Genomic DNA, 14,524 nt, shown 5'->3' with positions numbered 1-14,524 from the left:
ACCCTACGTCGGCGCTGTTAAAGACGCGTAAAGGTTAAGCCGCGGCTGTGCCGTACAATTGCGAGGGCCGGCGTCCCGGGCGCGGAAATCCGTCCAGTATCGGCGCCAATTGCCGGATCATGGGCCCTGGCGCGATCGCAACCTTTCGCTAACCATAATGCGCCCGCCATCGCGGAGCGCAGGGGCAGTCAGTTCAATCGATCAGCTCGCTCGGTCAGGTCACTGCGCCTGCACACCGATCCCGGCCGATTTGATGATCGGCCACCACTTGTCGATCTCGGCCTTTTGGAATGCGGCCAGTCCTTCCGGCGTCTGCTGCGCGCGCGGAGCGACGTCGAGCCCGAGCTCGGTAAAGCGTTTCTGGATCGCCGGATCAGCCAGCGCCTCGACGGTGGCCGCGTTGAGCTTGGCAATGATGTCCTTTGGCGTTCCCTTCGGCGCCCAGAAGCCGAACCAGCCCGACATGTAAAGTCCGGGCACGCCGGTCTCGTCCGCCGTCGGGATATCCGGCATCGAGGCGGAGCGCGCCACCGACAGATTGGCCAGCGCCTTGATCGCGCCGGCGCGGATTTGCGGCAGCGCCACCGCACCCTGCACGACCAGAAGATCCACCGTACCCGCGACCAGATCGGTCATCGCCGGTCCTGCACCGCGATAGGGAATGAACTGCACCTTCTGCTTGGTCAGGTTCTCGAACATCACGCCGGTAACATTGGCGGCCGCGTTCTGGTTGACGAAATTGATCTTGCCGGGATTGGCCTTCATCCAGGTCACGAGTTCGCCAAGTGTGTTCGCCGGCAGATCCTTCTTGGCGACCATCAGCTGCGGATTGTTTGATATCAGCGCGATCGGCTCGAAATCCTTTTCCAGGTCATAGTCGAGCTTGTAGATGATGCTGCCGACATGGGTGTCCCATTGCCCGATGTCGAAGGTGTAACCGTCCGGTGCCGCGCGGGCGACACGACCGACGCCGATGCTGCCGCCGGCGCCGCCGACATTTTCGATCACGATCGATTGGCCGAGGTTGCTGCGCATCCGCTCGGCCATGATCCGGGCGGCGGCGTCGGTGGATCCGCCCGGTGGAAAGGGCACGACGAGCGTGATGGGCCGCGACGGATAGCTCTGTGCATTCGCATCCGCGACGCTGGCAATGACAAGCAATGACAGCGCCGCCCAAAAGGCTCTCATGACGTCTCCCCCTCGTCTGTGAACGGCCCCGGCTTTTGCCGGTGGCCTTTTTCGTTAGTGTATTTCGGCCGAGCGCTTCAGCGCTGCTTTCAGTTTCTCGAGTGTGAAGTCCGGGCTGCGCGCGATCTCCAGGATCGGAGTCTCGCGACGGGCACAAAGTTCGCACGCATCCGGCACCTTGGCGGCGATGTCGTGCGGGATCACGATCGCGCCGTGGCTGTCGGCATGAATGAGATCGTCGGAACGAACGGTCATGCCGGCGACGCGGACTTCGCCGCCAAAATTTTCCGCGTGCACCCACGCGTGCGACGGGCCGATCGAGCCAGCCAAGGCCTGGAAGCCCGGCGCCCATTGCGGGATGTCGCGGATCGAGCCGTCGGTGATGACGCCGAGACAGCCGAGCGCCTTGTGCACGTTGCTTTGCACCTCGCCCCAAAACGCGCCGTAGCCGACGTCGGGGCCGTCGATGTCCTGGATCACCGTGATGCGCGGGCCGTGGCCGGTGCCCATATACTCGTAATACTCGATGCGCCGCTTCGATGCCTCCTCGGCCGGCAGGCTGGACTTCAGGACCGAGCGGATCGTCACCGTGCGGGCATAACCGACCATCGGCGGCAGATCGGGAAACGGGCAGACCAGCGGCTTGGTGGTGTAGCCGATCAGCCGGCGCTCAGGCGCCACGATCTCCATCGCATTGCAGATCGTCGGCGTGTCGTAGCGGGCCAACGCTTCAAGCACGGAAGCCGGTAGCGGGGCGGAAGCGGACTGGGTCACTGCGTTTCTCTCCTGATTTTTGGGCCGGAATTTTGGACAGCCGGATATCGCTAAGCCCTATAGCCGAGATTGGGGTCGAACCCAACTCGGCCAGCGCTCATGGCAGCTATCTTGCCAGCTATCTCGGCAGTTCTATCGGAAGTCGCGTGGCGGCTCAGTTCAGCCGCGCCGGCCGGTCGTCATGCTCGGCGTCGGTCGGAGCCGCCGGGAATACGGCTGCTGGACCGGCAGGTGCGGCGGCATCGGTGGTCGCAGCCGCCAGCGCGGCAGCGGCGTTTCGCTCATGATCGCGATAGGTTTTCCAGCCCCATGGCAGGCTCAACAGATACAGCACGGTCCCGACCGAGAGAATGTACCAGGGATAGCTCACGAGCAGCGCGATGAAGAACACCACCGAGACGAAAACCGGCAGCACCATTTCCGGCGGCACGCGCATGCGCACGGTCTTGCCGGAGAGCACCGGCAGCCGCGACACCATCAGGAATCCGATCAGCAGCGTATAGAAAGCGGTCAGTATGGCCGGCGGCTGCGGGACGCCCAAAAACACCAGATAGATCGGCAGCATTACGGTCAGCGCACCGAGCGGCGCCGGGACGCCGGTGAAATAATTTGCCGCGAAGGCGGGCTTGTTCGGATCGTCGATGCTGGCGTTGAACCGCGCCAGCCGCAGGCCGCCTGAGATCGCATACACCATGGCTGCGATCCAGCCGCCATTGCCGAGATCATGCAACTGCCAGAAATACAGCATCAGGCCGGGCGTGACACCGAAATTGACGAAGTCCGCGAGGCTGTCGAGTTCGGCGCCGAATTTCGACTGGCCCTTGATCATGCGCGCGACGCGGCCGTCGACCCCGTCCAGCACCGCCGCGAAAACGATCGCCGCAACCGCAAGCTCCATGCGGCCTTCGATCGACAGCCGGATCGCCGTCAGCCCGGCGCAGATCGCCAGCAACGTGATGAAGTTCGGCACCAGCATCCGGATCGGAATCGGACGAAACCGGCGGCGGCGCAATTCCGGAGATTTGGGATCGGGTGTCATCATGGCTCGCCAATATATAGCAAGTGCCAGCCTGCGCCGCCATTGTGGCGGCCGGCAGGCGCCTCAGCCATTTGGATGGTTAATCGGCGCGGAAGGTCCGCTGCTCGCTGGCGCCGCCGAGATCGGCCAGCACGGTCTCGCCGGCCACCGCGGTTTGGCCCTCGGAAACCAGCGATTTGCCGCCTTCAGGCAAATAGACGTCGAGCCGCGAACCGAACCGGATCAGGCCGAACCGCTCGCCGGCGCCGATCGTCTGCCCCTCGCGCACGAACGAGACAATACGTCGCGCCACCAGGCCTGCGATCTGGACCACACCGATGCGGCCATGGCCGGCGGTCGAGATCACCAGCGAGTTGCGCTCATTGTCCTCGCTGGCCTTGTCGAGCTCGGCGTTAATGAAGGTGCCGGGCCGGTAGGCGATGCGGTCGATCCGCCCCGCCACCGGAGCGCGGTTCACGTGGCAGTTGAACACGCTCATGAAGATCGAGATGCGCAGCAGCGGCCGGTCGCCGAGACCAAGCTCGGCCGGCGGCAACACCTGAGAGATCATCGAGACCCGTCCGTCGGCCGGCGACACCACGATGCCTTCGCGTACCGGGGTGACGCGCACGGGGTCGCGGAAGAACAGCGCGCACCAGACCGTCAGGATCGTGCCGATCCAGCCGAGCGGCGTCCAGATCCAGAACAGAACCAGGCTAGCAAGCGCAAAGCCGCCGATGAAGGGATAGCCCTCGGGATGAACAGGCGGGATTTGCGCGCGGATGGAATTGGCAATCGACATCGAGGCTCACTATTGGCTGGCCCGGTCCCGTTCTCAAGGGATCGAGCTGTATTTCAATTATTCCGCAGCGGTGACCAGAGGATCCTGGACCGGCGGCGGGGTGCGGTTGGGCGCCTCGTTGTCGTCGTCGATCTGCGCGAGTTTCTCCCGCGCCTCCTCGGCTTCGCGCTGCCTGTTCCACATACTGGCATAAAGTCCGCCGGAAGCCAAAAGCCGGGCGTGCGTGCCGCGCTCGGCAATGCGGCCCTGATCCAGCACGATAATTTCGTCTGCGCCGACGATGGTCGAGAGCCGATGCGCGATCACCAGTGAGGTGCGGCCGCGCGAGACCCGCTCGAGCGATTCCTGGATTTCATGTTCGGTATGACTGTCGAGCGCCGAGGTCGCCTCATCGAGCACCAGGATCGGCGGCGCCTTCAACACGGTGCGCGCGATCGCGACGCGCTGCTTCTCGCCACCGGACAATTTCAATCCGCGTTCGCCGACCTGGGTCTCATATCCCAGCGGTGACATCCGGATGAAACTGTCGATCTGCGCCAGTTGCGCGGCCTCCTCCACCTCCGCGTCGCTGGCGTCCCAGCGGCCGTAGCGGATGTTGTAGCGGATGGTGTCGTTGAACAGCACGGTGTCCTGCGGCACCATGCCGATCGAGGCGCGCAGCGACGCCTGGGTGACGTTCCTGATATCCTGGCCGTCGATCAGTATCTGACCGCCGGAAACGTCATAAAGGCGGAACAGCAGCCGCGAGATCGTCGACTTGCCCGCCCCCGATGGCCCGACGATCGCAACCGTCTTGCCCGCCGGCACCTCGAAGCTGAGGCCTTTCAGGATCGGACGCTCGGGGTCGTAGGCAAACCGCACGTCTTCGAAACGCACATTGCCCGAACCGACCACCAGCGGCACGGCGCCCGGGATATCCTTGATCTCGGGGTTGCGCGACAGCACGCTGAACATCTTCTCGATGTCGATCACCGCCTGCTTGATCTCACGATAGACCATGCCCATGAAATTGAGCGGCTGGTACAACTGGATCATCATGGCGTTGACCATGACGAAGTCACCGACGGTGTTGGTGCCGTTGCGCACGCCGATCGCGCACATCAGCATGGTCGCGGTGAGACCGAGCGTGAAGATGACCGCCTGCCCGGTGTTGAGCACGGCGAGCGACGTGTAGGTCTTCACGCTGTTGTGTTCGTAGCGCTCCATCGAGCGGTCGTAGCGCGTGGCCTCGCGCTGCTCGGCGCTGAAATATTTTACGGTCTCGTAGTTGAGCAGCGAGTCGATCGCCTTGGTGTTCGCCTCGGTGTCGGAATCGTTCATCTTGCGGCGGATCTCGATCCGCCATTCGGTCGCGATGTAGGTGTAGTACATATAGATCACGACCGTGACCGCGGTGACCAGCACGTAGCGCCAGTCGAACTGCCACAGCAGCACCGCCATCAGCAGCGACACCTCGACGATGGTCGGGATCAGTTGCAGGATCACCATCCGCACGATCACTTCGATACCGGTGCGGCCGCGCTCCAGCACGCGGGTCAGTCCCCCGGTCTTGCGCTCGAGGTGGAAGCGGAGCGACAGCTCGTGCATGTGCACGAAGGTGATGTAGGCGAGCTTGCGCACCGCATGCATCGCAACGCGCGCGAAGATGCCGTCGCGCCACTGCGTCAGCACCGCCATCAGCACCCGCACCGCGCCGTAGCTCGCGGTCATCAGCAAGGGTGACGCGATCAGCCACAGCGTCCAGTTCGACGGTTCCACCGGCGCGCTGCCGTGGCCGTTGAGCGCGTCGATCGCCCATTTGAAGGTGAAGGGCACCGTCAGCGTCGCGAGCTTCGCGACCAGCAGCAGCACCATCGACCAGACCACGCGCATTTTCAGGTCGGCGCGGTCGCCGGGCCAGATATAGGGCCACAGATGCGCCAGCGTCCCGATCAGGGTCGCCTTTTCGAGGGAGGAGCTATCGGGCAGTGGCGCTTCGTCGGCTCGCGAATCAGTGTCGGCCATGGATCAAGCGCCCAAAATTCTGATGGCGCGCCCGTTCGCCGCTACATGGTTTGCGTTGATCGTCATTCTGCTCGTCATATAGAGCGTTTAAGCGCCGCGTACAGCCTTGAAAGGCAAAACTTTCTCCGGTTTGCCCGCATTTCGGGTTCAAAACCGCTGTGGCAGTATATTCTCGGACTTGAGCTTTCTACGCTGCAGTGCCACATAAATTGCATGAACCAAATCAAAACCGTCTGCGTCTATTGCGGCTCCGGCTCCGGCTCGAACCCCCGTTTCGTGGAAGCTGCGATCGCGCTGGGCAAGGTGTTCGCCGAGAACAGTATCCGCCTCGTTTATGGCGGCGGATCGGTGGGCCTGATGGGCGCGGTAGCCAAAGCCGTGCTGGATCACGGTGGCGCCGTTACCGGGATCATTCCGGATTTTCTCGCCAACCGCGAGCGCATGAATCCGAACCTTACCGAACTGGTCGTCACGCCTGACATGCACGAGCGCAAGCGGCTGATGTTCGAACGCTCCGACGCATTCGTCGCCCTTCCCGGCGGCGTCGGCACGTTGGAGGAACTGGTCGAGCAGATGACCTGGCAACAGCTCGGCCGGCACACCAAACCGGTGCTGCTCGCCAACATCGACGATTTCTGGGAGCCGCTGATCGCGCTATTGACGCATATGCGCGCCAATCAGTTCATCCGCCCTGCCCTCGACGTCGAGGTCCTGAAGGCCGAACGCGTCGAGGACGTCCTGCCGCGTCTGCGCGCCGCCGCAGCTCTTGCCCCCGCGGGCACCCAGGAGATGGCGCCGGACGTCGCGCGACGGCTGTAGAGGCTTGCGCCTTCACTCACTCGGAAACGTCACCGCCTCGATGCGGTTGCCGTCGGGATCGATCACGAAGGCTGCGTAATATTTCACCCGGTCGTGTGGACGCAACCCCGGCGCTCCGTCGGAACGGCCGCCGGCGCTCAGCGCCGCGCCATGAAATGCGTCAACCGCATCCGTGGACCGCGCGCGAAGGCAGATATGGACGCCGCTCTCCGGCGCCACCGGCGGCATGCCGGCGCGCAGATTGATCCAGAATTCGGGATAGGTTTTGCCGAAGCCGATGGTCGCGGGGCGCGTCACCAGTTGTGACAGGCCGAGCGCGGCAAGTGTCGGTTCATAGAAGCGCGCCGCGCGTTCGAGATCGGCAACGCCGACGGAGACGTGATCGAGCATGAATGAGCCCCCATTTCTCAACGTCATTGCGAGCGAAGCGAAGCAATCCATCGTGCGGCAGAGGAACCATGGATTGCTTCGTCGCTACGCTCCTCGCAATGACGTCGATAGAGTCGACGCCAGTAACCCTCACACCGGCGCGCCTGATTTCACCAGCTTGTAGACCACCGAGTCCATCAGCGCCTGGAACGAGGCGTCGATGATATTCGGCGACACGCCGACCGTGATCCAGCTATCGCCGTTTTCATCCTCACTCTCGATCAGCACCCGCGTCACCGCCTCCGTGCCGCCATTGAGGATACGAACGCGGTAGTCGATCAGCCTCAGGCCTTCGATGTATGTCTGGTACTTGCCGAGGTCCTTGCGCAGCGCGACGTCGAGCGCGTTGACGGGGCCGTTGCCCTCCGCGGCCGAAATCAGCCGCTCGCCGGCGACATCGACCTTTACCACCGCGAGCGCCACCGTGACGCGCTGGCCGTTGGAATTGTAGCGCTGCTCGACATTGACGTCGAACTGCTCGACCCGGAAATACTCCGGCACTCGCCCGAGCGTGCGCCGCGCCAACAGATCGAACGACGCATTGGCGGATTCGTAGGCGTAACCGGCCGCCTCGCGCTCCTTCAGCTCCTCGACCAGCCGCGCCAGCTTCGGATCGCTTTTCTCGTAAGGGATGCCGGCGCGGTCGAGTTCGGCCATCACGTTGGAGCGGCCGGCCTGATCGGACACCAGCACCTTGCGATGGTTGCCGACCAGTTCGGGCAGCACGTGCTCATAGGTGTGCGGGTCCTTCATGACCGCGGAGGCGTGGATGCCGGTCTTGGTCACGAAGGCGCTTTCGCCGACATAGGCGGCGTGGCGGTTCGGCGCGCGGTTCAGCATATCGTCGAGCGTCCGCGACACCTTCATCAAGGTCGCCATTTTCTCATCGGTGACGCCGATCTCGAAGGCGTCCGAAAATTCGTTCTTCAGCCGCAAGGTCGGGATCAGCGAACAGAGATTGGCGTTGCCGCAGCGCTCGCCGAGCCCGTTCAGCGTGCCTTGGATCTGCCGCGCTCCGGCGCGAACCGCGGCGAGCGAATTGGCGACCGCCTGCTCGGTATCGTTATGGGCGTGGATGCCGACATTGCCGCCGGGGATATACTTGATGACATCGCCGACGATGGTCTCGACCTCGTGCGGCATGGTGCCGCCATTGGTGTCGCACAGCACGACCCAGCGCGCGCCGGACTCGTAAGCAGCCTTAGCGCAGGCCAGCGCGAACTCGGAATTCTCCTTGTAGCCGTCGAAGAAGTGCTCGCAATCCACCATCACCTCGCGGCCGGCGGCCTTGGCGGCACTGACGCTGTCGCGGATCGAGGCGAGGTTCTCTTCGTTCGTGGTCTCGAGCGCGACGCGAACCTGATAGGCCGAGGCTTTCGCGACAAAGCAGATCGCATCCGCCTTGGCTTCGATCAGTGCCGCCAGCCCGGGATCGTTGGAAGCCGAGCGGCCGGGACGGCGCGTCATGCCGAACGCGGTGAAGCGCGCATGGTCGAGCTTCGGCTTGGTCGCAAAAAATTCGGTATCGGTCGGATTGGCACCGGGATAGCCGCCTTCGACATAGTCGATGCCGAGTTCGTCGAGCATGCCGGCGATGATCTGCTTGTCATGCAGCGTGAAGTCGACCCCGTTGGTTTGCGCGCCGTCGCGCAGCGTGGTGTCGAACAGATAAAGGCGTTCGCGGCTCATTGTGGCGCTCCCGGCGCGGCCTCGGCCAGCGTCTTCTGCATCGTGGTATTGGCGAGCCATTCACCGTTGATGGTGACGGTGTTGCGCTGCTTGCCGACGTAGCCGCGCTTCAGGAAGAATTCCTGCGCGTTGTCGCTGACGTCAACGGTAAGAATCTTGGCACCCCGCGCGCCCGCCAATTTTTCCAGCGCATCACACAGCATGGCGCCGACGCCCTGCCCCACTGCGCTGGGGTGCACGAAGAGCATCTCGATGTGATCGGCGCCCTTCAGGGAGGCAAACCCGACCGGCGAATTCTGCAGCGTCGCGATCAGGGTCAATTCACCGGCCCGCTTCTTGCCGAATTGTTCCTCATCATCGGCCGCCGACGCCCAGGCCTCCTGCTGCGCCTCGCTGTAATCGTCGCCGGTCAGTTCCTGGATCGCGGCAACGAAGATCGCCGCCACAACAGGGGTATCCGCCGCAAGAAACGGCCGTAGTGCAGGTTTGGGCAACGACTGTCCCATTGCGTCAAAACACTCCGAACAATCTCAGCACGAGCACGACCGCAGCAACGATCACGGCCCATTTGATGAAGATGTAGTAGCGCCAGTGCTTTGGGAAAGGCGTATCGGGTCTGGTCATCACGCAATCTCCCATGTGGTCACGGGTTTACCGTCGGCGTCCTTGCCGTCCTTGATGACAACGCCCATGGCGGCGAGTTCGTCACGGATCCGATCGGACTCTTTAAAATCCTTTCGCGCCCGAGCGGCGGCTCGGTCCACGATCAGCCGATCGACCTGCGCCGCATCGATGCCGCTCGCCTGCTGTTTCCGACCTTTCCAGTCGGCCGCGCTCACGGACAGGAATCCGAGCAGCCGAAGCGACGCGGCAAACTCGCCGCGTTCGCGCTTCCCCCCGGACGCCGCTGCGTTGCGCAGGCCGTGCAAGACCGCCATGGCCTGCGCCGTGTTGAGGTCATCATAGAGGGCTTCGGTCAGGGCCGGCGACGGCTCACCGGCGTCGGCATCGGCTGCGACGGCGTACCAATCGTCCAGCGTCCTGGCGCTTTCTTCCGCCCCCTTGGTGGTCCAGTCGAGCGGCGACCGATAGTGCGTCTTGAGCATGCTCAGGCGCAGCACCTCGCCCGGCCAATCGGCCAGCATCTCGCGGATCGTGAAGAAGTTGCCGAGCGACTTCGACATCTTCTCGCTCTCGAGCTGCAGGAATCCGTTGTGCATCCAGACCTCAGCCATGCGGTCGGAATGGAAGGCGCAGCAGGTCTGCGCAAGTTCATTCTCATGGTGCGGAAACACCAGGTCGATGCCGCCGCCATGGATGTCGAACTTCTCGCCGAGATGTTTCCAGGCCATCGCCGAGCATTCGATGTGCCAGCCCGGGCGGCCTTCCACGGTGATACCGGCCGGCGACGGCCACGACGGCTCGCCCGGTTTGGACGGCTTCCACAGCACGAAGTCGGTGTTGTCGCGCTTGTAGGGCGCGACGTCGACGCGTGCGCCCGCGATCATCTCGTCGAGCGAGCGCCTCGACAAGGCGCCATAGCGCGGCATCACCGAATTTGCGGCGTTCATGGCCTGCGGCGAGAACAGCACGTGGTCTTCGGCGGCATAGGCAAAGCCGCCGGCAACCAGTCTCTCGATGATCGCCCGCATCTCCGGGATATGCTCGGTCGCACGCGGCTGCACGGTCGGGGCCAAGCAGCCGAGTGCGGTGACGTCGTCCTGATACTGCCGATAGGTGGTTTCCGTGACCTTGCGGATTGCTTCGTTCAGCGGCACGCCGGGATAGTCGCGCGCGGCGCGCACGTTGATCTTGTCGTCGACGTCGGTGATGTTGCGTACATAGGTCACATGATCGGCGCCATAGCGATGGCGCAGCACGCGAAACAGCACGTCGAAAACGATCGCGGCGCGGCCATTGCCGATATGGGCGAAGTCATAGACCGTCGGTCCGCAGGCATACATGCGGACGTTATCGGAATCGAGCGGCGTGAACGGCCGCTTCTCCTTGGTCAACGTATCGTAGAGGCGTAGTTGCATGGGAATCCCGTACCTTGCGGCCGGGCGTCCAGTGATCTCATTTTGAGAAAAGACGGCCTCAGCCAGCGAATCGCTAGCTAATAATCTCGCGGCAAATGCTGCAGATGGCGAGGAAACCGTTCATGGTTCCACCATGTCCCAGCCCGGGGGATGCCGTCAAGGCCCGCCTGCGGCCGTTTTTGAGCCAAATTCGCCGCTAGATGCCCGGCAACCGGCTCATGGTTAATCATTATTAAGACTTTGGGCTTATCTGAGAGCGGCGATCCCTTTTCCTTATTGGGTGCCCCATGCGAATTTCAGCAGCATTTTTTACCAGCGCATTCCTGCTCACCGCCTCGGCCGCTTATGCCGACAGCCGCGTCTTCATCATTGCCAATCAGGCCGACGGCTACGGCATCGACCAGTGCCTCGCCAAGGGTGACAAATGCGGCGCCCATGCCGCCCGCTCCTATTGCCAGTCACGCGAATTTGCTTCCGCCACCGCCTACCGCCGTGTCGATCCCGATGAAATCACCGGATCGGTGCAGAGGGGCGGAAACGACAGGTGTACCGGCAGCGGTTGTGACGAATACGTCGCCATTACCTGCCAGCGCTGACCCGGATCGCCGCAACGGGCCGTTGCTGCATTGCCACACCGGCGCCGCGGAAACGACGTGACGCTGCCCCGAGAAGCAGCTATCAGATGCGGCCTCGGCCGCACCATGCCGCCTTGGCCGCGCCTTTTCGGCTATAAAGCCGCGCGGATTCGTTATCGATGGCTGGACATGCCCCTGACGCTGACTACTCCCTTCTCCCGGTGGATTTTGACCTGCGCCGTGCTGCTAGCTGGCATCGCCGCGACGGATTCGGCTGCGGTCGCACAAGCCGATCCCGCACAATCCAATATGGACGCGCTCGCACAAATGCCTCCCGGGGCAGCGCCGCCTCCGCAGCAGCAGGGCGCGCAAGCCAACCCGATCTGCGTCCGGCTTGAAGGACAATTGGCGGCCGTCGACCGCGGTGCCAGCGGCGGCGATCCTGCCAAGGAAGAACAAATCCGCCGCTATCAGGATGCGGCAACCAAACAGCAGGCCGAGCTTGACCGCGTCACGATGCAGGCCAAGCGGATGGGCTGCGAAAGTTCCGGCTTCTTCTCGCTGTTCAACGGCCAGTCGGCGCAGTGCGCGCCGGTCAATAACCAGATCCAGCAGATGCGCGCCAATCTCGAGCAGATGACGACCAGCCTCGAACGGTTGCGCTCGGGCGGCATCGGTGGCGCCGACCGCGAAAACCAGCGCCGTTCGGTGCTGACGGCGCTGGCGCAGAACAATTGCGGCCCGCAATACGCCGCTGCCGCGCGCAGCGGGGGCAGCTTCATCGACAATCTGTTCGGCAACAACACCATCCCTCCGCCGAGCGCCGATCTCGGTGCGCCATCCGGCACGTTCCGCACGGTCTGCGTCCGCACCTGCGACGGCGCCTATTTCCCGGTCTCGTTCGCCACCTACCAGGCGCGCTTCCAGGACGATGAGAGGACCTGCAAGGCGCTGTGCCCGGCAACGGAAGCATCGCTGTTCACCTATCGCAATCCCGGCGAGGACATCAACCAGGCGGTCTCGGTCAGCGGCCAGGCTTACTCGTCGCTGCCCAACGCCTTCAAATTCCGCACCGAGTTCAACCCGTCCTGCGCCTGCAAGGCCGCGGGCCAGACCTGGTCGGATGCGCTGAAATCGATCGACGAGAAAGCCGCCGCCGAACAGCAGGGCGACATCATCGTCACCGAAGAGAGCGCGAAGCGGATGCAACAGCGCGCAATGCCTCAGCAGAAGACGGCCCCCGTCGCCAAGAAAGGCACGGCACCGGCAGGCACGACGGCCGCCGCGCCGGCTCCTGCAACTCCGACGCCAGCCGCCGAGTCAACCGGCACGACGGACGAGAAGAAGCAGATCCGCACCGTTGGGCCGACCTTCATCCCGCCGAAACAGTAATTACCCGTCGAACACATCAGCCGAGGCGCGCCCCGCGCGGGCGACCAGTTTCTCGTCGGGCGCCGGCAACGCCTTGCCGTTGTCGCGAAAGCGGTTGGTGATGGGATAGCGGCGGTCGCGGCCGAAATTCTTTTCCGTGACCTTCACCCCCGGCGCCGCCTGCCGGCGCTTGTATTCGGCGACGTTGAGCAGCCGGTCGATCCGCGTCACCACATCGGCCGGGAAACCGGCCGCGATGATCGAGGCCAGCGGCTCCTCGCGCTCGACCAGCCGTTCCAGGATGCCGTCGAGTATCTCGTAGGGCGGCAGCGAATCCTGGTCGGTCTGGTTCTCGCGCAATTCCGCGGTGGGCGGGCGGACGATGATATTGACCGGAATGACCTCGCCCGACGGTCCCAGCGCGCCGTCCGGCTTCCATTCGTTGCGCAGGCTCGACAGGCGGAACACCTCGGTCTTGTAGATGTCCTTGATCGGATTGAAGCCGCCGTTCATGTCGCCATAGAGCGTGGCGTAGCCGACCGACATTTCCGATTTGTTGCCGGTCGTGACCACCATCGCGCCGGTCTTGTTCGAAATCGCCATCAGCAGCGTGCCGCGGGTGCGCGCCTGCAGGTTTTCCTCGGTGATGTCGCGCGGCAGGCCGGCGAAGGTGCCGGACAATATCTTCTCGAACCCGTTCACGGCGTCCGCAATCGGCAGCACCTCGTAGCGGAAGCCCAATGCAGTCGCGAGTTTTGCCGCATCGTCGAGCGACACCTGCGCGGTGAACCGGAACGGCAGCATCACGCCGCGGACACGCTCCGCGCCGAGCGCATCGACCGCGATCGCCGCACACAAGGCCGAGTCGATGCCACCGGAGACGCCGAGCAGCACGCCGGGAAAACCGTTCTTGCGGACATAGTCGCGCAGGCCGAGCACGCACGCCGCGTAATCGCCCTTGTCGCCTTCGATCAGCGGCACCACCGGTCCATTGCAGCGCCAGCCGTCGGCGCCCTTGGTCCAGATCAGCGTCGTGATGTTCTCCTCGAACGCCGGCATTTGCGTCGCGACGGACAGATCGGCGTTGAGCGCGAACGATGCGCCGTCGAACACCAGTTCGTCCTGGCCGCCGATCTGGTTCAGATACACCAGCGGCAGCCCGCTCTCGGTGACGCGGGCGACCGCGATCGACAGCCGCAGATCGTTCTTGTCGCGCGCGTATGGCGAGCCGTTCGGCACCACCAGAATTTCCGCGCCGGTCTCGGCGAGACACTCGACGACGTTTTCATATTCCTCGGATTCTTCGAGCCAGATGTCCTCGCAGATGGGGACGCCGACCCGGACTCCCTTGACCGTCACCGGCCCCGCGGCGGGCCCGCGTGCGAACAGGCGCTTTTCGTCGAACACGCCGTAGTTGGGCAGGTTGGCCTTGAAACGAAGTGCCGTGATGCGGCCGTCATCGAGCACGGCGCAGGCGTTATAGAGCTTGCCGTCCTCCACCCAGGGCGTGCCGATCAGGACAGCCGGACCACCACCCGCGGTCTCGCGCGCCAGCTCTTCGACCGCCGCGCGGCAGGCCGCCTGGAACGCCGGCTTCAGCACCAGGTCTTCCGGCGGATAGCCGGTGATGAACAATTCCGGCAGCACCAGCAGATCAGCGCCGTCGGCTTTCGCCTTTTCACGCGCGGCGCGCGCTTTCGCGGCGTTGCCGGAGACGTCGCCCACGGTCGGGTTCAGTTGGGCAAGTGTAATTGTGAATTTCGGTTCGCTCATACGCCAATGGTGCCTTGCACACGCCGAAACTTCAATCGCCGCC

The 14,524-nt window shown here is 63.7% G+C and carries 13 protein-coding genes; 3 read left to right on the top strand and 10 right to left on the bottom strand.

Annotated features, from left to right (window positions below):
* Positions 1-219: 219 nt before the first annotated feature.
* The 5 genes from JQ641_RS14445 to JQ641_RS14425 form a co-directional block, all read right to left on the bottom strand.
* Positions 220-1,188, bottom strand: coding sequence for a tripartite tricarboxylate transporter substrate-binding protein (locus JQ641_RS14445; protein ID WP_211996614.1), 969 nt, complete (start codon positions 1,186-1,188; stop codon positions 220-222).
* A 54-nt stretch (positions 1,189-1,242) separates the two neighbouring features.
* Positions 1,243-1,962, bottom strand: a complete 720-nt coding sequence (locus JQ641_RS14440; RefSeq protein ID WP_211996613.1) for an RraA family protein — start codon at positions 1,960-1,962, stop codon at positions 1,243-1,245.
* Positions 1,963-2,116: 154 nt separating this feature from the next.
* The gene (locus tag JQ641_RS14435) at positions 2,117-3,001 is read right to left on the bottom strand and encodes a CDP-alcohol phosphatidyltransferase family protein (protein WP_211996612.1); all 885 of its coding nucleotides are present in this window, start codon (positions 2,999-3,001) and stop codon (positions 2,117-2,119) included.
* Positions 3,002-3,080: 79 nt separating this feature from the next.
* On the bottom strand, positions 3,081-3,782 hold the full coding sequence (locus JQ641_RS14430) for a phosphatidylserine decarboxylase (protein WP_211996611.1): 702 nt from the start codon (positions 3,780-3,782) through the stop codon (positions 3,081-3,083).
* A gap of 57 nt (positions 3,783-3,839) precedes the next feature.
* Positions 3,840-5,786, bottom strand: coding sequence for an ABCB family ABC transporter ATP-binding protein/permease (locus JQ641_RS14425; RefSeq protein ID WP_211996610.1), 1,947 nt, complete (start codon positions 5,784-5,786; stop codon positions 3,840-3,842).
* A 213-nt stretch (positions 5,787-5,999) separates the two neighbouring features.
* Here JQ641_RS14425 and JQ641_RS14420 point away from each other — a divergent pair, with 213 nt between their 5' ends.
* Positions 6,000-6,605 (top strand): LOG family protein, encoded by a 606-nt coding sequence (locus tag JQ641_RS14420; protein WP_211996609.1) that lies wholly within the window; start codon positions 6,000-6,002, stop codon positions 6,603-6,605.
* Positions 6,606-6,617: 12 nt separating this feature from the next.
* Here JQ641_RS14420 and JQ641_RS14415 read toward each other — a convergent pair whose 3' ends face one another.
* The 4 genes from JQ641_RS14415 to cysS all read right to left on the bottom strand — a co-directional run bounded on the left by JQ641_RS14415 (position 6,618) and on the right by cysS (position 10,762).
* Complete coding sequence (locus tag JQ641_RS14415) at positions 6,618-6,995, bottom strand: VOC family protein (RefSeq protein WP_211996608.1); 378 nt, start codon at positions 6,993-6,995, stop codon at positions 6,618-6,620.
* Between the two features lie 129 nt (positions 6,996-7,124).
* The gene (gene cimA, locus JQ641_RS14410) at positions 7,125-8,723 is read right to left on the bottom strand and encodes a citramalate synthase (RefSeq protein WP_211996607.1); all 1,599 of its coding nucleotides are present in this window, start codon (positions 8,721-8,723) and stop codon (positions 7,125-7,127) included.
* The gene (locus JQ641_RS14405) at positions 8,720-9,229 is read right to left on the bottom strand and encodes a GNAT family N-acetyltransferase (protein WP_211996606.1); all 510 of its coding nucleotides are present in this window, start codon (positions 9,227-9,229) and stop codon (positions 8,720-8,722) included. Before JQ641_RS14405 ends, cimA begins: the two co-directional genes overlap by 4 nt.
* A gap of 117 nt (positions 9,230-9,346) precedes the next feature.
* Positions 9,347-10,762, bottom strand: a complete 1,416-nt coding sequence (gene cysS / locus JQ641_RS14400; RefSeq protein ID WP_211996605.1) for a cysteine--tRNA ligase — start codon at positions 10,760-10,762, stop codon at positions 9,347-9,349.
* Between the two features lie 287 nt (positions 10,763-11,049).
* Here cysS and JQ641_RS14395 point away from each other — a divergent pair, with 287 nt between their 5' ends.
* The gene (locus JQ641_RS14395) at positions 11,050-11,358 is read left to right on the top strand and encodes a hypothetical protein (RefSeq protein ID WP_192740444.1); all 309 of its coding nucleotides are present in this window, start codon (positions 11,050-11,052) and stop codon (positions 11,356-11,358) included.
* A 168-nt stretch (positions 11,359-11,526) separates the two neighbouring features.
* A complete protein-coding gene (locus JQ641_RS14390) occupies positions 11,527-12,729 on the top strand; it encodes a DUF2865 domain-containing protein (protein ID WP_211996604.1) in 1,203 nt (400 codons plus the stop codon).
* On the opposite strand, the gene JQ641_RS14385 is transcribed toward JQ641_RS14390, so the two are convergent.
* A complete protein-coding gene (locus JQ641_RS14385) occupies positions 12,730-14,481 on the bottom strand; it encodes an NAD+ synthase (RefSeq protein WP_211996603.1) in 1,752 nt (583 codons plus the stop codon).
* Between the last annotated feature and the right edge of the window lie 43 nt (positions 14,482-14,524).

Source organism: Bradyrhizobium sp. JYMT SZCCT0180 (assembly GCF_018130165.1).
In the GTDB taxonomy this organism is placed as follows: Bacteria; Pseudomonadota; Alphaproteobacteria; order Rhizobiales; family Xanthobacteraceae; genus Bradyrhizobium.
The sequence above is the reverse complement of the archived record's forward strand: the minus strand, read 5'-3'. Positions and strand labels throughout refer to the sequence as shown.